The 18,512-nt window shown below is 49.6% G+C and carries 17 protein-coding genes, 1 riboswitch and 1 other annotated feature; of the genes, 5 read left to right on the forward strand and 12 right to left on the reverse strand.

Features of this window, described 5'->3' with window-relative positions; translation table 11 throughout:
* Positions 1-112: 112 nt before the first annotated feature.
* From thrS to O9139_RS03060, 9 genes are all read right to left on the reverse strand, one after another.
* Complete coding sequence (gene thrS, locus O9139_RS03020; protein WP_270877973.1) at positions 113-2,047, reverse strand: threonine--tRNA ligase; 1,935 nt, start codon at positions 2,045-2,047, stop codon at positions 113-115.
* A gap of 360 nt (positions 2,048-2,407) precedes the next feature.
* On the reverse strand, positions 2,408-3,355 hold the full coding sequence (ytxC, locus tag O9139_RS03025) for a putative sporulation protein YtxC (protein ID WP_270877974.1): 948 nt from the start codon (positions 3,353-3,355) through the stop codon (positions 2,408-2,410).
* A 565-nt stretch (positions 3,356-3,920) separates the two neighbouring features.
* Entirely contained in the window at positions 3,921-4,304 is a 384-nt protein-coding gene (locus O9139_RS03030; protein ID WP_270877975.1) for a VOC family protein, read from the reverse strand.
* Positions 4,305-4,379: 75 nt separating this feature from the next.
* Positions 4,380-4,865, reverse strand: a complete 486-nt coding sequence (locus O9139_RS03035) for a hypothetical protein (RefSeq protein ID WP_270877976.1) — start codon at positions 4,863-4,865, stop codon at positions 4,380-4,382.
* Between the two features lie 263 nt (positions 4,866-5,128).
* The gene (mqnC, locus tag O9139_RS03040; protein WP_270877977.1) at positions 5,129-6,265 is read right to left on the reverse strand and encodes a cyclic dehypoxanthinyl futalosine synthase; all 1,137 of its coding nucleotides are present in this window, start codon (positions 6,263-6,265) and stop codon (positions 5,129-5,131) included.
* Between the two features lie 176 nt (positions 6,266-6,441).
* A complete protein-coding gene (locus O9139_RS03045; protein ID WP_270877978.1) occupies positions 6,442-7,614 on the reverse strand; it encodes a trans-sulfuration enzyme family protein in 1,173 nt (390 codons plus the stop codon).
* Positions 7,615-7,618: 4 nt separating this feature from the next.
* On the reverse strand, positions 7,619-8,782 hold the full coding sequence (locus O9139_RS03050; RefSeq protein ID WP_270877979.1) for an aminotransferase class I/II-fold pyridoxal phosphate-dependent enzyme: 1,164 nt from the start codon (positions 8,780-8,782) through the stop codon (positions 7,619-7,621).
* A gap of 35 nt (positions 8,783-8,817) precedes the next feature.
* On the reverse strand, positions 8,818-9,759 hold the full coding sequence (gene metA / locus O9139_RS03055) for a homoserine O-acetyltransferase MetA (protein WP_270877980.1): 942 nt from the start codon (positions 9,757-9,759) through the stop codon (positions 8,818-8,820).
* A 95-nt stretch (positions 9,760-9,854) separates the two neighbouring features.
* Positions 9,855-9,982: riboswitch (SAM riboswitch) on the reverse strand.
* Between the two features lie 132 nt (positions 9,983-10,114).
* Positions 10,115-10,294, reverse strand: coding sequence for a hypothetical protein (locus tag O9139_RS03060; RefSeq protein WP_270877981.1), 180 nt, complete (start codon positions 10,292-10,294; stop codon positions 10,115-10,117).
* A 505-nt stretch (positions 10,295-10,799) separates the two neighbouring features.
* Between O9139_RS03060 and O9139_RS03065 the strand changes: the two genes are divergently transcribed.
* Both O9139_RS03065 and corA read left to right on the forward strand, forming a co-directional pair.
* A complete protein-coding gene (locus tag O9139_RS03065; protein ID WP_270877982.1) occupies positions 10,800-11,021 on the forward strand; it encodes a hypothetical protein in 222 nt (73 codons plus the stop codon).
* 308 nt (positions 11,022-11,329) lie between these two features.
* Positions 11,330-12,268, forward strand: coding sequence for a magnesium/cobalt transporter CorA (corA, locus tag O9139_RS03070; RefSeq protein ID WP_270877983.1), 939 nt, complete (start codon positions 11,330-11,332; stop codon positions 12,266-12,268).
* A 64-nt stretch (positions 12,269-12,332) separates the two neighbouring features.
* On the opposite strand, the gene tyrS is transcribed toward corA, so the two are convergent.
* Positions 12,333-13,592, reverse strand: a complete 1,260-nt coding sequence (tyrS, locus tag O9139_RS03075; protein ID WP_270877984.1) for a tyrosine--tRNA ligase — start codon at positions 13,590-13,592, stop codon at positions 12,333-12,335.
* A gap of 52 nt (positions 13,593-13,644) precedes the next feature.
* Positions 13,645-13,879 (reverse strand) — a binding site (T-box leader).
* A gap of 66 nt (positions 13,880-13,945) precedes the next feature.
* Entirely contained in the window at positions 13,946-14,959 is a 1,014-nt protein-coding gene (locus tag O9139_RS03080; protein WP_270877985.1) for an HRDC domain-containing protein, read from the reverse strand.
* 188 nt (positions 14,960-15,147) lie between these two features.
* Here O9139_RS03080 and O9139_RS03085 point away from each other — a divergent pair, with 188 nt between their 5' ends.
* Together O9139_RS03085 and O9139_RS03090 are read left to right on the forward strand one after the other, a co-directional pair.
* Positions 15,148-15,444 carry a DUF3055 domain-containing protein gene (locus O9139_RS03085; protein WP_270877986.1) on the forward strand — a complete coding sequence of 99 codons (297 nt, stop codon included), beginning with the start codon at positions 15,148-15,150 and terminating at the stop codon, positions 15,442-15,444.
* A gap of 67 nt (positions 15,445-15,511) precedes the next feature.
* Positions 15,512-15,814 carry a hypothetical protein gene (locus O9139_RS03090; RefSeq protein ID WP_270877987.1) on the forward strand — a complete coding sequence of 101 codons (303 nt, stop codon included), beginning with the start codon at positions 15,512-15,514 and terminating at the stop codon, positions 15,812-15,814.
* A 65-nt stretch (positions 15,815-15,879) separates the two neighbouring features.
* Here the strand turns inward: O9139_RS03090 and O9139_RS03095 are convergent, their stop codons facing one another.
* Positions 15,880-17,367, reverse strand: a complete 1,488-nt coding sequence (locus O9139_RS03095) for a tagaturonate epimerase family protein (RefSeq protein ID WP_270877988.1) — start codon at positions 17,365-17,367, stop codon at positions 15,880-15,882.
* 166 nt (positions 17,368-17,533) lie between these two features.
* Between O9139_RS03095 and O9139_RS03100 the strand changes: the two genes are divergently transcribed.
* A complete protein-coding gene (locus O9139_RS03100; RefSeq protein WP_270877989.1) occupies positions 17,534-18,382 on the forward strand; it encodes an AraC family transcriptional regulator in 849 nt (282 codons plus the stop codon).
* The last annotated feature ends 130 nt before the right edge of the window (positions 18,383-18,512 follow it).

Genomic DNA, 18,512 nt, shown 5'->3' on the forward strand with positions numbered 1-18,512 from the left:
CAGACCCACTGTATAAGGTTTCCTACATTTGTTGATTTATGCATGTCGAGGAATCAAAAAAAGCAGAGGAGCTCAAGCTCCTCTGCTTCAATGCGGAATTACTGTGTATTTACTATTTTTTATTGCGAATTTCCGTAGTAATCATTTCAATTACTTCTCCGATAGGCTGCGACCCCAGATCCCCTTGGCCGCGTTTCCGAACAGACAAGCTGCCGTTGTTCATTTCATTCTCGCCGACGACGAGCATGTAAGGAATTTTCTCCAGCTGCGCTTCACGGATTTTGTAACCAAGCTTTTCGTTACGGTTGTCGGCTTCCACACGGATACCAGCTTCTTGCAGCTTCTCTGTCACTTCATTCGAGAACGCCTCGAACGCCGGCGAAACCGGGATCACTTTTGCTTGAACCGGCATGAGCCATGTTGGCAGCGCACCGGCATAGTTCTCAAGCAGGAAGGCTGTCATACGCTCCATCGTACTGATGATACCGCGGTGAATAACGACTGGGCGATGTTTCTGACCATCGTCGCCAACATATTCAAGTTCGAAGCGCTCAGGCAGCAAGAAATCGATTTGCGCTGTGGACAGTGTCTCTTCCTTTTTCAGCGCGGTTTTGATTTGCACATCAAGCTTCGGTCCGTAGAAAGCAGCTTCGCCCTCCGCTTCGTAGAACGGCAAGCCTAGCTCCTCAACAACTTCACGCAGCATACGCTGGGACGTTTCCCACATTTTATCATCCTGGAAATATTTCTCAGTATCTTTAGGGTCACGGTAAGAAAGACGGAAACGGTAGTCTGTGATACCGAAATCTGCATACACCTGGCGAATCAAATTCACAACGCGCGCGAATTCATCCTTGATTTGGTCCAAACGGCAGAAAATATGCGCGTCATTCAGCGTCATCGCCCGCACACGGTGCAAGCCTGTCAAAGCTCCGGACATTTCATAGCGGTGCATGGTACCCAGCTCGGCCACACGGATCGGCAGATCCCGATAAGAACGCATATCACTCTTGTAGACCATCATATGATGCGGGCAGTTCATTGGACGAAGAACAAGTTCCTCGTGCTCCAAGTCCATTTTTGGGAACATGTCCTCTTGATAGTGCTCCCAGTGACCGGAAATTTTGTACAGTTCCACGTTACCAAGTACTGGTGTATATACGTGCTGGTAGCCTAGACGCTCTTCCAGGTCAACAATATACCGCTCCATCGTGCGGCGTAATCTCGCACCGTTCGGCAACCACAGCGGCAAGCCTTGACCGACTTCTTTGGCGAAGGTGAACATTTTCAACTCTTTGCCCAGCTTGCGATGATCGCGTTTTTTCGCTTCTTCCAGCAAATGCAAGTGCTCGTCCAACTGCGCTTTCTTCGGGAACGCTGTTCCATAGATACGCTGCAGCATCTTGTTCTTCGCGTCGCCGCGCCAGTAAGCGCCTGCTACGCTAAGCAGTTTGAACGCCTTGATACGTCCTGTGGACGGCAAGTGCGGTCCGCGGCAAAGATCAAAGAATTCGCCTTGATCATAGATCGTCAGCACCGCATCTTCAGGTAGGTCGCGGATTAGCTCCAGCTTGTACGGGTCTCCGAGCTCGGTGAAAATACGGATCGCCTCTTCACGGGATACGACGCGACGCGTAATGGAGAGATTCTCTTGAACGATTCGCTCCATTTCCTTTTCGATTTTAAGGAGATCTTCCGGAGTAATCGGTTTTTCCAAATCAATATCATAGTAGAATCCATCCTCGATCACCGGTCCGATGCCGAGCTTAACTGCTTTTTCACCGTAGATGCGTTTGATCGCTTGAGCCATCAGGTGAGCTGTACTATGACGATACATTTCCAGACCTGCTTCACTGTCCAGCGTCAAAATCTCTACATCCGCATCCTGCTCCAAAGCAAAGGAAAGATCTACGGATTTGCCGTTCACTTTACCGCCAACCGCATTTTTCTTCAGGCCGGACGAAATGGACTCGGCAACTTGTTCGATTGTCGTTCCAACCGCATACTCCCGAATTGCGCCATCTGGCAGTTTAACTTGTACAACCATCTTTGAATTTCCTCCTCATTCTAACTTGAGCCTTGTTGGTTTTATTGAACGCAAAAAAGCACACTGCATCCCAAAAGGGACGAGTGCGCTCAGCTCGTGGTTCCACCCTAGTTCGATTAGCGAAAAGTCGCAAATCCTCATCAGCATTCGATAACGGGAATGATTCCGGTGCTGTATACTGTCAGCCTGTCTCTCGGCCAAGTTCCACAACACGGCTACAAAGGGGTAAACTTCCTGTGTCGCAGAAGGAGATTGCAGCCTTGTCTCCTCTCTCTGAACAGCTCTTCCAAAAAGTTCATGTCTTTGCTCTTAACGCCTTTGTTCATTATTATAATGATCTGGCAAGGGGAGGTCAAGGGGTCAAGGAGAGAGCTGATCCTGCTTCTTCGCTTCCCCAAGGTATGAATGGCAAGTTCGGCAATAGGCGCAAACCGTCGTCCGGTCCTCGAAAATTTGCCTAATCGTTTTAATTACCGTCATTTCCGGATCCCTTGTGTGAATATAAATGTTGGCAGGAGACACCGTGATCAGCGTGCTTACGATCATGTCTTCGAAGTTAATGTCCTTCTCCAGCACTTCCAGCTTAAAAGTAGCATCAAATTCATTGGCATCAATCGGCTCCAATTTGTCGTTCAAAATCACAAATTCGTGACCGCCTTTATGGATCAAATGCGCCGCCGGAATTTTGGCCTCTTGAATATAGACAAAATATTGCAGCAAAGAGATGAATTCCTGATATTGCCGATCCATCATATATTCATCAACGGCATACTCCACAACTTCCCGCAACTCATCCAAGTAATCTTGGAGGCGGAACTTCAGGAAACCGTCTAAATTAAAGACCCTCTGGTGCTCCTCAAAATACTGCGACAACCGCTGAACCAGCAACTGTTTTCTACGTTGCCTGCTTGCTTCAGAGCTTATAGGCGCCCCTGCATCCCCCGAGCCATTCTCTCCGAATAAAAACTGCTTGCAATACCCTTCGATCAGTTCGATATCTTCTTTCGTTTCGTATTTAAACTCTTTGACGATCAGTTGGCGAAGGAGCCCAGGTTCTCTGACCGCAATGATATGGTCTGCGAGCACCTCGGCCAGCTTCTCCATCACTTTTTTCCGCTCAACCGCCGCTCCATGATCTATCGCAAATCTTTCTCCACGAATATGGGCAGACTTCTCGCTCCACTCGATGCGAACCGCCACAACCTCTTGACCATTATGTAATAAACGCAGCTCATTCTCAATAAGAGAACTTAGCGAACTCACATATGTCTCTTGAGCATTCATCACAATGATATCAAACCATTCCATGCGCTCTCTCCTTTCCAACTGCACCTATTTCTCTTAAGAGTATATGGTCGATTGGAAAGAGATATACAACGAACAATTTGCCATTTGCTTCGGCATACGCCGTTTTGCGCCTTGAGACGGCGTGATGGTGCGGTGTGGGCGGGGCAGGAGGCGGGAGCTCGGCGAACTGCGGCGCAAATGCGTGCATGTAATCTGTAGAGCGGGAATTCCGCTTTACTCGCAGCAAGCAGATCAAAACAAAAAAGGAGCAGCATCATAGCTCCTCCCTTTAACATCCGCTCGAAAGTGATGTTATATATAAACGACCTCTCCGTCAGAAACCTCACTGCATCTCAAGAAAGCTTTTGACAATCAAAAATGGAAGTGCGCCGATGGAAATAAAAGCGAATAAGAATCCTTTAAAAAAGTTTTTTAGTAGTTTCACAATAATCACTCCTTCGAAATTTTGTCGGTCTTGTGAACTACCTCTACTATACTCCTTTCAAAATGGAGTTTCATGAAAATAACATGAAAATAACCTTAATTATTTTCATTCCGCTTTCATTTCCTTTTTTGGAATCAAAAGTTAAGAGTCATAAGCTGCATCGAATTCAATAATGTTATGGTCAACATCAAGAATATAGATCTGAGCAAAACCGGCAACACTTTTCGGTCTGGCTTCGTACTCAATGCCGGCTTGCTCCAGCCATTGAATCGTATCTTTGAAGCTTTTTACCCAAATTGCAAAATGGCCGTCAACCGAGTCGATCCCACTCTCGCGCAAAGCCTGTCCCATAGGGTGCTCAAGCAAATGCAGCTGTTGCGTGCCTACTGCATACCAGATCCCTTTGGAGTTGAAAGGCGGCCGCTCAATTTCTTTGAATTGAAGAAGCTCGGAATAAAACGTCCTGGCTTTACTTAAATCTCTTACAGCTAAACTGACATGGTGAATACGCTCGAATTCAATCATTTGTTACAACTCCTTTTATAAGTGTAGCTGATCTTTTAAAGTATCAGAGCACATTATTTATGGTAGAATTACTCTTTATTGATTAAGCATCTCTTCAATTATATGTATTTTGTTTGCATCTTTATTGTTATTTTTTGTCCTTCTATAGCTATCGCTCAAACTTCTTGTATAAACCTTTAAAAAATCATCTACCTGTAATATGTGATACTTGACTCCGCTCATTTCCATTGTTTCAAGTGTTCTATAATCCACACCAGCAAAATCAGCTAAATCTTCCATAAAAGTGAATGCAAGTTTGATTCCACTTTTATGAAACTCGTGTTCTCGTAAATCCACAAAAGTATATCCCATTCTTTCAACGACTTCTCGCAGGTTACTCCATTTTTCATTAAGAAATTTCAATGGAACAAGAACGTCAATATCCTCCGGTTCGAAATCAATACCTGATTTCATTTGCAAACCTAGAGAGCCATAAAGAACAGGAACAATGTCAAGTTCGTTATTCAGGTTACCCGCAATCTTTAAAAACTCTTGAAACAAATCCTTGTCCTTATCTACCATCGTTTCATTGTTCCCCCCTTACAACTCTTAGATAAGATTGTGCTAATTTGATTTTCCAAAAAGACAATTCTAAAACTAAATTAAATATACACACTGCAATCATTATGATAAAGAATACGACGTGAAAGGATTGTTGATGAAAATTATGATGTTTTTCCGTTCGTTGGCTTTATCTCTATCAGACGACAAAGAACGCTTATCCATAGTAATCCATCCAATTGGATTAGTTATAGACAAGCGTTGTAGTCAGCTAAAACAATGCCTTAATTCTGCATCACAAAATCCTTATCAACCTTGACATTCTCATCGTCAAACACACGCAGGATTTCGTACTTCGTATTCCGCTGCGCTGGAATTTTGCCCGCCTGGCGGATAATGTCCAGCGTCGAGCCAATGTTGACCTTGTGCGTCGTGCCCGCGGCGGAGACGACGTTCTCTTCGATCATCGTGCTGCCGAAATCGTTGCAGCCGTAGCTAAGCGTCAGCTTGCCGACCTCAGGTCCCATCGTTACCCAGGAGGACTGGAAGTTCGGCACGTTGTCCAGCATGATGCGGCTGATTGCCAGCGTCTTCAAATATTCTTCAGGCGTAACCTTCTCAGCCTTCATGTTCGTATTGTCCGGTTGGAACGTCCATGGAATAAAGGCCAGGAAGCCCGGCGTGTTCAGCTTCTGCAGGATGACATCGTCCTGCGCATCGCGGATGCGAAGCATATGAAGCGCGCGCTCTTCCAAAGACTCGCCAAAACCGATAACCATCGTACCGGTCGTATGCATACCGATCTTATGCGCCGTTTGCATCACGTCCATCCAATCGCGCCAAGAGCCTTTCAGCCTGCTGATTTTGCGTCTTGTACGGTCATCGAGAATCTCAGCGCCGCCGCCTGGCAAGGAATCCAGCCCTGCTTCATGCAGCTGACGAACAACTTCTTCCAAGGACAGTCCGTCGGATACATCCTTCATTTTCATAATCTCAGCTGGGGAGAACGAGTGCATCGTAATGTTAAAACGCTTTTTAATCTCGCGCAGCAAGTTCGTGTAATAGCTGAATGGCAAGTTCGGGTTCGTCCCGCCCTGCATAAGGATCTCTGTACCGTTCACATCAAGTGTCTCTTGAATTTTCTGGAAAATGGTTTCATCCGGAAGCACATAGCCTTCAGCGGAACCCGGTGCCCGGTAAAATGCGCAAAATCTGCAGTATACATCGCAAATATTGGTATAGTTAATATTACGTCCAATGACAAAAGTCGTAATCGGCTCGGGATGCCACTTTTGCATAATCCGGTTAGCCGTATCCCCGATCTTTTCTATTTGATCAGACTCGAACAGGGTGATGCATTCTTCCACATCGATTCGTCCGCCCGCCTGTGCTTTCGTTAAGATGCGATCAATCGGTTTCACATCTACACACTCCTTTATATATGCTGTTACGGGAATCAAGCTTGTATCTTTTTATGTTAACATATTCGCTGGGCACCGTCACGGAAATTCCCTGTATTTTTCCAGCCAGAACAGGCATTTCACGAAAACGGCAAAAAAAGCAGCGAAACGCTGCTTATCTTTGACAAATTCTTGAATCAGCCTCTAAGGGCTTGCTCCAAATCTTCAATAATATCTTCGATATCCTCCAAGCCAACCGAGTAACGGACAAGACCATCTGTAATGCCCCGCTGCAAGCGCACTTCTCTTGGCATCGCCGCATGTGACATCATCGCCGGATAGGACAAGATGCTCTCCACCGCGCCCAAGCTTACCGCAACAAGCGGGATCCGCACGCGGCTCAATAGCTTTTTCGCCCGCTCGCCGGAGCCCACGTCAAAAGAAACAACAGCGCCATAGCCAAGCGACTGCTTCTCGTGAATTTCCCGGCCAGGATGGTTAGGCAGTCCCGGATAGTAGACGACATCGATGTCCGGTTGCTCAGAAAGCCACTGCGCCAGTCGGCGGGCGCCTTTCTCGGACATTTCCATCCGGGCTTGCAGGGTCTTCATCCCGCGGATCAACAGCCAGGAATCTTGAATGCCGAGCACGTTGCCCATCCCGTTCTGGATTTGCTTCATCCGGCGGCCGAGGCTCGAATTGGCGACAACGGCGAGACCGGCGAGCACATCGCTGTGCCCTCCGAGGAATTTGGTTGCGCTATGCAGCACAATGTCGATCCCCAGCTCAATGGGGCGCTGATGATACGGTGTCATGAACGTGTTGTCCAGCATCGTCAGCAAGTCATGCTCTTTGGCCCATGCAGCGATGGTGCCGATATCCGTAATTTTGAGTGTCGGATTGGACGGCGTCTCCAGAAATACGGCTTTCGTGTTCGGCTGCAGCGCCGCTTTGACATTGGCGAAATTAGTCATATCGACGAAGGTTGATTCAACACCCATGCGATTCATAATCGTCGTCAGCAGGCGGTAGGTGCCGCCATAGACGTCTTCGGTGACGATGACATGGTCACCTTGCGACAACATCATGAAAGCGGAGGAAATCGCCGCCATGCCGGAAGCAAAGGCAAAGCCGCGTTCCCCGCCTTCCAGCAGCGCGATGTAATCTTCCAGCGCCTGCCGGGTCGGATTGCCGGAGCGCGTGTAGTCATACTCCTGCGACGCTTCCAGATCCGCTTGGTGGAACGTCGACGCCTGGTACAGCGGTACACTGGATGCTCCGGTCGCCTCGTCGATTTCGCTGCCGAAATGAATCAGCTTCGTCGCGAACTTGCCGTGCGGTTTGCGCTTCTCCTCGTTCGGCGTGCTCATAGCCTTAAGCACCTCCTTCGAGTTCAGCCTGCGCCAGGCTAAGCGCGCGATCCAGATCGGCGATCAGATCGTCCACATGCTCGATGCCTACGGAAAAACGCAGCAAACGGTCATCGACGCCAACTTTTTGGCGGATTTCAAGCGGAATATCCGCATGCGTCTGCACGGCTGGATACGTCATCAAGGACTCCACGCCGCCTAGGCTTTCAGCGAAAGCGATGAGCTGAATGTGGCGCAGAACCGGCTCAACCAGCCTAGCATCTTTCACCTTGAAGGAGAAAATGCCTGTATTGCCGCTGGATTGTCTATTCTGCACGTCATGGCCAGGATGACTCTCCAGCGCCGGGTAGAACACTTCGGCGATCAGCGGATGCTTCAGCAGGAAGTTCGCGATCGCTGTAGCATTGTATTGATGGCGCTCCATGCGCAGCGCGAGCGTCTTCATCCCCCGCATGAGCAGCCAACTGTCCTGCGGCCCCAGGACCGCGCCGATGGAGTTATGGAGAATCGCCATCTGCTCGGAAAGCTCCTTGCCTTTGGTCACGATCAGTCCGGCAAGCACATCGTTATGGCCGCCAAGATATTTGGTGGCGCTGTGGATGACGATGTCGGCGCCCAGTTCGATCGGACGCTGCAGGAATGGCGTCAACAGCGTGTTGTCGACGATGGACAAGATGCCTTTTTTCCGGGCCCAAGTACAGACGAGCTCCAGATCCGTAATCATCATGAGCGGGTTCGTCGGCGTTTCGATCACAACCCCTTTGGTGTTAGGCTGATAAGCCGCCTCAAGACCGTCCAGATCGTTGGTATCAACATATGTAGCCGTCACTCCAAAGCGCGACATAATTCTTTCCAGCAACCGATATGTACCGCCGTACAGATCCAAAGATACAATCAAGTGGTCGCCTTGGCTGAAATAAGCGAAAATCGTTTGCAGCGCCGCCATGCCGGAAGAGCAGGCAAAGCCTGCATCTCCAGACTCCAGCTCGGCAATCGCATCTTCGAGAACTTTGCGCGTCGGGCTTTTGGTGCGGGCGTAATCAAATCCTGTGCTTTGTCCGAGCTTCGGATGGCGGAACGCTGTGGATTGGTAAACCGGGAAGCTGACAGCACCGGTATCCGGGTCATTTTGAGATCCAATCTGGGCGAGACGACTTTCAATTTTCATGAATCATTGTCCTCCTTCAAAGGGTTCAGGTGCGATTAGAGTTGAGCGCTTGCCAGGCTTTTGTTGACATCATTCAGATCGAACGGTGTTTCTTGGTATACATAATAGTTCAGCCAGTTCGAGAACAGCAGGTTGGCATGTGCCCTCCATATATTATAAGGCTGTCTGGTCGGATCATTGTTCGGATAGTAGTTTTTGGGTACGGCGATCTCCAACCCTTTATTGACATCGCGGTCATATTCCCATTTTAACGAGTTCGCATCATATTCAGAATGGCCTGTAACGAAGATGTGCTTGCCGTCGCGAGTGGCGGCGATGTACACACCGGCTTCCTCAGATTCGGACAAAATCTCCAAGTCCGGACATCGCTCGATATCTTCACGGCGCACTTCGGTATGGCGGGATTGCGGCACATAAAAGACTTCGTCAAAGCCGCGCAGCAGCTTCGTATTCGGTGTGCTTACCACGTGCGGGAATACGCCGAACATTTTTTGGTCGAGACCATATTTCGGCACTCCAAAGTGATGGTACAGCCCTGCCTGAGCCGCCCAGCAGATGTGGAGGGTCGAGGTGACATTGTCTTTGCTCCAATCCAGGATCCGTTTCAGCTCTTCCCAGTAGTTGACATCTTCAAAATCCATCTGCTCCACTGGCGCGCCCGTAATAATCATGCCATCGAGCTTCTCGTCTTTAATATCTTCGAACGTTTTATAGAATGTATCCAAATGCTCGGTGGATGTGTTCTTGGACGTATGCGTCTTAGGATGAAGCAGCACAAATTCCACTTGCAGCGGCGTATTTCCGATAAGGCGAAGCAATTGCGTCTCTGTCGTCTCTTTCGTCGGCATTAAGTTGAGCAAAGCAATGCGAAGTGGACGAATATCCTGGTGATACGCGACAGATTCATCCATCGTGAAAATGTTCTCTTGATTTAAAATTTCTTTAGCTGGCAAGTTGTCAGGAATCTTGATCGGCATCCTGTTCACTCCTTTATTCGAAATGGTGGCTAAATGCAAAAATGACCTCCTCTGGAAAACAGAGCAGGTCATAGAAATTCAAAGATATGTCCTTACTCTTATCTCTCAGATTCCGCTTACACAGCGTCTCCGCAAGAATTAGCACCGTGCAAATCTTTGTCTCCAAAGTTTGTCGGTTGCCGGGTATCATCGGGCCAGTCCCTCCACCTACTCTTGATAAGAAAGTCAACGTATTCAGTTAAACTTATCATAATGGGTCGGATCCGCTATTGTCAAGAACTTTGCGCGACGAAAAAAGCTCCACAAGAAACGGTATATTTGCACCAATCCAAACGGTGCGCCAGCACATACCTTACTAGATTCCAAGTGGGAAGGCTGCTGTGACCATTGGCGATTCATCCCCGAAGACAGCCGGCACCGGCACACCTTCCGAGGGAATACAACAACGGCTGACAACCATCGCCATTCTTACTCCGGCCGCACGGGCCTCAATATCGGCTTCGAACCGAATCAACGTAAAAAGGTAATGATGCATGAAAGTCCCTACAAGCCCGTTAGGTATTCCTAGCGGGCTCTTCTTTTTCGACGGTGATAAATCAGCCAACCCATTGCAGCAATCGCGATCACACACGGTATGCCCAAAACTAAGAAATAGCCTAAGTGAACCAGATCCAATGCAATCCCTCCTTAGCGGTTGATAGGACGATTAACATTAGGTTGAATCAAAATCGTTTAATTATGTATGCACTCGTCCTTAGCATTCCGATTTTTGCCCATTTGCATGCGTCAGGAGGAGGGAAATGATAGCTGTAAACCGGACTCTAGAGGTGTTTCGGCGGAAGTTAGCCTCCTCAATAAAATGGGTGAATTCGAACTAGGCCTTTGAGAGTAAAATTTCTATAACTGTATACGATATGATAAAATAGATACAAGTTGTATCAATTAACCATAATTTCTACAAATTGCGCATAGGAGGGAAGAAGTTTAAAAATCGTGCAGCCGTAAAATACTATATTTAACCAAAGAAAAGAGGATGTATGATGTCCAATTCAAAAGCTTTCGATGCTTTTATCACGCTTAACCGCTACTTTGCCCTGATCCAGACCAGTAAACCTACGCGCCAACAAGCCGATGAAGCCGTTCGCAGCCTGTGCCAACTCTACGGTGTCTCCAATGAACAGGAATTGCTCATGCAAAACGATTCGACAATCATTCAAGCTTACACAGAACTCAAAGCCAAAATCATGAAAGATGCGATTTAATATTCAGTAAATTCTGACTCAAATTGGCACCTGCCAAGCCTTTTTTCCATACATTATGCTAATGGCCCTAGACACCTGAAAATCTATACTTTATTGCTTGAAACAAGGAAATTGAAGGGTTATACTAGACAAGTATTCGACACGGACGGAAAAGGGGGGCATACGTATGGACGGAGACCCGAGGAGTAGAAGCTATATAATTAACAAACAATTTCATATGGCGGGAATGCAGTCGGTTCTCCTTCCATCCGTTGCCTTTTTACGTGCGGAGGGTTAGCTGACTGATTCCATTCGAAGGGGTGGATCAGATGAAAACACGATGGGTACAAGACGGCGTATTTACTTTGATTGAGGATGTGACCGTCGCGCTAACACCTCCGGAGAGCGGCTTCTACTGGATTGACGCAGGGATTGAGGATTTGGAAATCCTTCAGCCCTTGTTTCACTTGCACGATTTGGCCGTGGAGGATTGCTTAAGTGAAGAAGAGCAGCGTCCAAAGATTGAAATTTATGACTCGCACTATTTTATTGTTATTAACAGTATTCGTTTTGATGATGAAGAAATTTTCCTTCGTGCGCTTAATTTATTTTTAGGCAAACACTTTATTATAACGGTTACCCGGCAAAAAATTAATGAACTTCGCGCACTGAAACCATTCCTTTGGGAAGAAGAAGTCAACACCGCCGATCGGTTCCTCTATCACCTGGTCGATCTTGTCGTCGATAACTACGTTGCGGTCGGTGACCGAATCGAAGCCAAGATTGAGAAGCTGGAAGAAGATATTCTGATGGCAACGAAGAAGACACATTTGAATGAGATTATCGGGTTGCGTTCGGAAGTATTATGGCTCAAAAAAGTGCTCGTTCCACAGCGCGATGTGATCGGAACGCTCGGCAAAAAAGACCTTCGGCTGATTGACCATCAGCTGCAAAAGTATTTTGGCGACATCTATGAGAATGCCGTCAAAATCGTCGATACGTTCGATACGCTCCGCGATCTGATGGGCAACTTACGAGAAGCTTATCAGTCCAGCGTTGCGAACCGGGCGAACGAAATCATGCGCGTCTTTACTGCATTGACCACAATCTTCATGCCACTCACATTTATCACCGGTGTTTTCGGAATGAATTTTGACGACATTCTCGGTTTTATTCATTATCCGCATGGCGATGAAATCATGTTAGTCATTATGTTTTTACTGGGGCTGGGGATGTACGTCTTCTTCCGGAAAAAAGAATGGCTATAAGGATAAGAAAGGGGCTTTCCTAGCGGCAACATGCAGTTTGCCGAATGGAGAGCCCCTTTCGTCGTTATATAAGCTCGATCCGCGCGAATTTACGACGGCCCACCTGCACGATATCGCCGCTTTGCGGCTTGAAGGAAGCGTGAATGTCGGTCATTTTGTCCGAATTGATGCGCACTGCGCCTTGTTCGATACTGCGTCTGGCCTCCGAGTTCGAGCCTTGCAAACGAAGCGCCACAAGCATCTGGATAAGCGAAATCCCGCCGTCCGTCAGCTCTTCGGACGGAAGCTGGACCGTTTCGATCTCATCCGGCAGCTCCCGCTTCTGGAACACAGCGATAAATTGCTGCTCCGCCTCATGAGCCGCTTGCTCACCGTGGAACATGCGGACATACGCTTTGGCTAGCTGCATTTTCGCATCCCGCGGGTGCACGCTTCCTACCTTCAGCCCCTGCCCCAGCTGCTGCAATTCCTCATTACTGATTGACGTTGTCAGCTCAAAGTATTTCAGCATCAGATGATCGGGAATGGACATCGTTTTGCCGTAGATTTCACTTGGCAACTCGTCAATTCCGATGTAATTACCCAGGCTCTTGCTCATCTTCTGCACGCCGTCCAACCCCTCCAGCAGCGGCATCAGGATGGCGACCTGCCCATCTTCACTGCCGTAGGCGCCTTGGAGCGTGCGCCCCATTAAAATGTTGAACGTTTGATCCGTTCCACCTAATTCGATATCCGTCTCCAGGGAGACGGAATCATAAGCTTGCATCAGCGGGTAAAAAAATTCGTGCAGATGAATCGGCAAATTGCCGGCATAACGCTTGGCAAAATCATCCCGCTCCAACAAGCGTGCAACGGTTACTTTGCCTGCCAGCTTGAGCACGTCGTCGAACTTAAGCTCCCCGAGCCATGCGGAATTGTAGTAGAAGGTCGTCCTCGCCGGATCCAAAATTTTGTACAGCTGCGTCTGGTACGTCAGCCCATTTCGCTTCACATCTTCTTCCGTCAGCTGCTTGCGCGTCTCGGACTTTCCAGTAGGGTCACCGATCCGTCCCGTGAAGTCACCGATAATGAGCTGAACTTCGTGGCCCAAATCCTGGAACTGGCGCAGCTTCTGCAGAACTACCGTATGCCCGATATGAATATCCGGCGCTGAAGGATCCAAGCCGAGCTTAACTTTCAGCGGTCGGCCGTGGATGACGGAATGACGGATTTTCGCAATAAGCGCCTCTTCAGGAACAATTTGGGCGATGCCGCGGCGAACGATCTGATACTGGCGTGCTACCTCCAATTCCTGTTTTTTGGTTAGCTGTTCTCCTGTTTGCATGCCAAACTCCTCCTTGTTCTCTGAATATAAAAAAAGACAACCCTCTCATCCCCAAAGGGACGAGAATGTTGTCTCGCGGTACCACCCTAATTAAAGAGGCATTGCTCCTCTTTCACTCTAGTTGAATAACGGCATGCTGATGCCGGGTAAAAGCTACTAATGCCGTGCACGGCACGTTCCCTCTTCCTGCTCGGGACTGTAATTCGGAGCAACGCTTGCGCCGGTTCGCAGCTTCCACCGGCTCTCTGATGCAGCGGCCTTCCTCCTACTCGGGCACAAGCCCATATCCGTCATCGCTTTAGCTGATATTTAAATTGTGTACATTAAATCACATTGCTCTGTCGTTGTCAACCCTAACTGGCCGCTTGCGCGTTGAACATATCCTTATCCCGGCGGAACCGCAGACGGAGCAAGCGCAGCCATTCGTAAGCGCGGTCCAGCTCCTTGCCTTTCATCTCTTCGCCCCCGTTCATGTGCTGCAGCACCGGCTTCAGATAGCGTTCGCCTTCCGACTTGAAGGCATTCCAGGCCTTGATCTGCTGCTCCTCGGGTACGGTGCGCAGCTCCGCATCGATGAGAGGGTCCATATCATATCCCTCGCGTCCCAGCTCTTCGATCCACTGCAGCAGCTCGCGTCGTGGCATGGATAACACCTGCTGCAGCTCTGTAAGGTCCCCGCCGCCGGCAACAATGCCCAGCAGCTTGCTCTTGCCGGCTTCACGATCAAGCTCCATGCGGAGCTTATGCTCTTTCTGGGCAACTTGCCATGCTTCGAATTTAGCGTTGTCCACCGTTCTCGCGACCCAATCCAGCGGGAAGCTGCCCTTCCGCTCCTGCCCGACTGTGAACTGCAAAATCTCTTTGCCGTGCAGCGTGGACTTGAGCTCGCCGAAGCCGGGGATTTGTCGCAGCTCATCCTGATTCTGCGGTAAAAAAACGGAAATCATGCGCAGCACACGATTCGTTGCAAACAAATACGGCGGCTTGCCTTCGCGCGCAGCCAGCTCCCGTCTCCATTGCCGTAAGCTTTCATACACCGGCTCGTTCAGGTTCTCCTCGCTGTAATAGTTCAGCAGCTGCGTCATTCTTGCTTTGCCGGACAGCCTCTGGCCAGAGTCCGTGTCAGCGGTTATTAAGGGTCGGTACCCGGCTCGCATCTTATCCCGCAGGCCATAGCGGAAGGCACTCAGCATCTCATCCCAGCTGATGCCTTGATACCACTCGTCCTGAGTAGGATGGCCGGCATCGCCCTGATCGCACCAGTACACGTGCCAGATGCCATGCTCTTCGCCGATCGACACTTGTGCCGTAGCGACCCGGTGTTCCCCTGTCTCTTTCTCCAACGTGTTCACAAATACAATGTTCATGCTCTCTCCTCCAAGCGAGTCAATTTGGGAAAACAAAAAAAAGCACCTCTTCTACGTGATCGTAGATAAGGTGCTTCCCTTTCGTATATCCAAATCATACCATGTTTGACAAATAGGCGCAAGTCTTGTTTTGTAGCCGAGCTCTTTTCAGGTATAATAAAGGCATAACAGTAGAGATGGAGGCCATCATGTCCGATTTTGACTTTTTATACGACCATTCCGAGGAAACTACAACGCGCTTCGTCTGCTTCATCGGCAACGAATCCATGCGCCGCTTTGATCTTGCGATCATGACAACAACCCGTTACTATGGCAAAAAGCTGGTCATCGATCTGCAGACCGGACGCACCGTCGTGATGGGACCGGATGATCTGGCCGAAGAAGGATACCTGGAGTATGCCTTCAAAATTAACGAAGAAGAGGCGCAGGAGCTGACTGCCTTCTTATCGCAAGTCATCGGATCTATCCATTTTACGGATATTTAATCCGAGCTTTGGGGAAAATGGAAAAGCACTGACATTGAGCTGTTTTCACTGGACAGGAGGCTATTCCATGAGCACTGAATTCGAAGATCAAGATAAGAAGCAAGCCGAAGGCTTTATCGATGAATACCGCGATGCCTACACCGATCTAGCAACTGTCGAATCGCAGCGCAATGACCTGATAGCAGAGGAGTTTCCCGACGGGCCATACGGCTCCGCTTCAGATGTCGAATCGCTGGGCAAGAGCACGCCATGGCGGGAGGACCAACGTACGCCCAGCGCGTACTCTTATGAGAACCAGGCGCTGCATCAAGGCATTCCGCGCGGATATCCAGGCGCTGATGACGAGCTGGATCAAGCTAGCGAGGAATAAGACGAGAAAAGAGCTAAGCCGCAAAAAATGCGCTTAGCTCTTTTGTTTTTGGCGGCTGCCCTCGCTTATTTACCCAGCAGCTCCAAGTGTCTGCCGATGTGCGCTCCCAGCCCTGCGGCAAACGTATCTTCCTGCTCGGCGAGCGTCTGGAAGAATTCGTCAGCGAACTGCTTGCTGCCATCGGCATTCTTCGCTTGCAGGAGCAAGCCGTAAGTGATGTGCAGCAGTTGGCGCGCGTTATTCTCGTCCATATAGGCCGGCAGCTCTTCATCGCTCACGCTCGCCAGTGGAACGATGGCGTTGATGTCGGTCGTCACGTGGTAATACGCCGTCGCTTCTTCAAAATGCTCCAGCGCAAACTGGTGCATGCGGCGGTACAAGGACGGATTCACTTTTGCCACGACGCGAACGGCTTCCAGCCAGTTCGTGCCCGCTGTTTTCAAGTGAAATAAGCCGTTCGTGTATTTCCCGATGAGTGGGAATACGCTAAATTTGTCACTGCCGGAGTGGATGCTGAGCTTATATTCAAAATGCACGGCGATCGCCGCATGGCTCGCCAGCTCTTTCTCGAATTGTACGATGTCGCCGATGTAATCGATGCCTTTTTGGAACTCGCCGCAGAAGCGTGGCGCCATACTGAAAATCGTCACGCCGCGCTGACGAAGTTCATTCGCCACCATATAGTGCGCCTCAGGCGAGGTTGGTGTGGCCGTTTCGTCGATGGAGATTTCGAAATCGACAGCCCGGTCGAGCGTCGTGATATAACGACGGAAAATCGCTTCCATGAAGTCGATCGCCTTATCGTAGATCAGGACGTCTTTCATCAGCGATTGACGAGTGAACGTCAAGCTGGCGCCTGGCACATTCGCAGCCGTCTGCAGGTAGCGCTCTTCATACCGGCTGCGCAGTTCGGCTGGCAGCTGCTCATATTTGGCCGCAACCTCCGCTTCGGAAAGGCCCTCGATCGTATTATCGATTTGCTCCGAGCAATCGAGTGTCAGCATTGTGAAGCCGAGGCGAAGCGCGTATTCGATGTCTTCTTCTTTTTTCAAGTGGTCGCCGTCTGCGCCGTATCCGTCTTTGTAGCCCTCCTGGAATACCGCGTAAGCCGCCGCATCCAATACATCCTCATAAGTGCGGCCTGTCAGCGTGAGCTCACGGATACTTTGCTGTGCCAATACGGGGCGAATGTCTCTCCCGCGAATCGTCTGAATATGACCTGGGCTGGCGATGCCGAGACGGTCTCCAAGACCCATTGTAGCCACTTGGGTACCGAACGCTTGAGGTGCAGTGTAAGGCAAAAATTTATTCAGCGTCAAACGGTTTTCATGTGTGAGCGGGCACACTTTGGCACCGAAAACGTTATCTCCGTTTAATTGATTATAAATTTCGCCATCGCCGACAGCGATCAGCTTCTTGCCTGCATCTGTGCGGACTAAAAGAAGCAATGTCGAACCTTCCACTTGCGTAAGAGATGATTCGTATACTTTAATCTCGGATGACGCGAAATCTTGTAATTGACCGGATTGCAGAGCCTCGATAAGCTGTTTCATTGCGATAATCCTCCCTCATTCTTTTGCAAACGTTTACTAAGCATGTATACGTTGATCATATCGCAATTATCGCAACTTTTCTCATCATCTCTTCCTATTTTCAGAAGAAACTATTCATATTTTGCGATGATGATATAATGGAGGCAGAAGGAGGCGATTTCGTTATATGTCCCGCACGATTACCTATGGGAACGAAGAGGACGGTCCCTTTTATATCCAGCATATTCACCGCTCCGGCTCGTTCGAAAGAACGCAGCACATGCATGAAATGTACGAGATCTACTATCTCTATGAAGGTGAGCGCATGTATTTTATCCGAGACCGCTCTTATCTCATTCTCCCCGGGGATCTCGTGCTCATTAATCGCAGGGAGCTGCACGCCACTTCAGATTCGGACACGTGGGGGCATGCGAGAGTGGTTATTAATTTTGGCGACAGCTTTCTTGACGGGATGCAGCAGGAATCGCCTTTTATTTTGAACGCTTTTACGCACGGCTCGCCGGTGCTGCGTCTGGATTTGCCGACGCGTCGCGTCGTCGAAGATATTTTGGGCAAGCTGCTCCATGAGGCAAGTGAAGATAGCTTCGAACAAACGTTTGCCATGCGGCACTATTTGATCGAGCTGCTCCTGTTCACGGCCCGCTTCGTGCGCAATCATGCCGTCACCTCGCCGGAGCACGTCAGCCCGCTGCATCGCAAAATATCGACGATCGTGCGTTATATTAATCAGCACTATGCGGAGCCTATCCGCTTGGAAGAGCTCGCTTTGCTGTTTGAGATCAGTCCCGCTTACTTGAGCCGGATGTTCAAAGAAATTACCGGCTTTTCGCTCGTCGAGTATATCCACCTCGTTCGGGTGCAAGAAGCGCAGAGGCTGCTCGTGAACAGCAAAATCAAAGTCATTACGATCGCCGAGCAGGTAGGCTTCGGATCATTAGTGCAATTCGGCCGGGTGTTCCGGCACGTGACCAATACGACACCGCTGCGCTACCGGCAGTCTGCGCAGATGCCGTGACAGAGCTCGATCGAGAGACCCGTAGTGTCGCAGCCGGGGGGGGGGGGGGGGGGGGGGGGGGGGGGGGGGGGGGGGGGGGGGGGGGGGGGGGGGGGGGGGGGGGGGGGGGGGGGGGGGGGGGGGGGGGGGG

It is taken from the genome of Paenibacillus aestuarii (genome assembly GCF_027789125.1).
GTDB lineage: Bacteria > Bacillota > Bacilli > Paenibacillales > NBRC-103111 > Paenibacillus_E > Paenibacillus_E aestuarii.

What these genes read in the sequence shown, in the direction of transcription:
- O9139_RS03080 (WP_270877985.1), bottom strand. Translation starts at nt 14,959, where the DNA reads ATGAACATTGTATTTGTGAACACGTTGGAGAAAGAGACAGGGGAACAC.
- O9139_RS03085 (WP_270877986.1), top strand. Translation starts at nt 15,148, where the DNA reads ATGTCCGATTTTGACTTTTTATACGACCATTCCGAGGAAACTACAACG.
- O9139_RS03035 (WP_270877976.1), bottom strand. Translation starts at nt 4,865, where the DNA reads ATGGTAGATAAGGACAAGGATTTGTTTCAAGAGTTTTTAAAGATTGCG.
- O9139_RS03030 (WP_270877975.1), bottom strand. Translation starts at nt 4,304, where the DNA reads ATGATTGAATTCGAGCGTATTCACCATGTCAGTTTAGCTGTAAGAGAT.
- ytxC (WP_270877974.1), bottom strand. Translation starts at nt 3,355, where the DNA reads ATGGAATGGTTTGATATCATTGTGATGAATGCTCAAGAGACATATGTG.
- metA (WP_270877980.1), bottom strand. Translation starts at nt 9,759, where the DNA reads ATGCCGATCAAGATTCCTGACAACTTGCCAGCTAAAGAAATTTTAAAT.
- corA (WP_270877983.1), top strand. Translation starts at nt 11,330, where the DNA reads ATGAAAACACGATGGGTACAAGACGGCGTATTTACTTTGATTGAGGAT.
- thrS (WP_270877973.1), bottom strand. Translation starts at nt 2,047, where the DNA reads ATGGTTGTACAAGTTAAACTGCCAGATGGCGCAATTCGGGAGTATGCG.
- O9139_RS03050 (WP_270877979.1), bottom strand. Translation starts at nt 8,782, where the DNA reads ATGAAAATTGAAAGTCGTCTCGCCCAGATTGGATCTCAAAATGACCCG.
- O9139_RS03060 (WP_270877981.1), bottom strand. Translation starts at nt 10,294, where the DNA reads ATGCATCATTACCTTTTTACGTTGATTCGGTTCGAAGCCGATATTGAG.
- O9139_RS03045 (WP_270877978.1), bottom strand. Translation starts at nt 7,614, where the DNA reads ATGAGCACGCCGAACGAGGAGAAGCGCAAACCGCACGGCAAGTTCGCG.
- O9139_RS03090 (WP_270877987.1), top strand. Translation starts at nt 15,512, where the DNA reads ATGAGCACTGAATTCGAAGATCAAGATAAGAAGCAAGCCGAAGGCTTT.
- O9139_RS03095 (WP_270877988.1), bottom strand. Translation starts at nt 17,367, where the DNA reads ATGAAACAGCTTATCGAGGCTCTGCAATCCGGTCAATTACAAGATTTC.
- tyrS (WP_270877984.1), bottom strand. Translation starts at nt 13,592, where the DNA reads ATGCAAACAGGAGAACAGCTAACCAAAAAACAGGAATTGGAGGTAGCA.
- O9139_RS03100 (WP_270877989.1), top strand. Translation starts at nt 17,534, where the DNA reads ATGTCCCGCACGATTACCTATGGGAACGAAGAGGACGGTCCCTTTTAT.
- O9139_RS03065 (WP_270877982.1), top strand. Translation starts at nt 10,800, where the DNA reads ATGTCCAATTCAAAAGCTTTCGATGCTTTTATCACGCTTAACCGCTAC.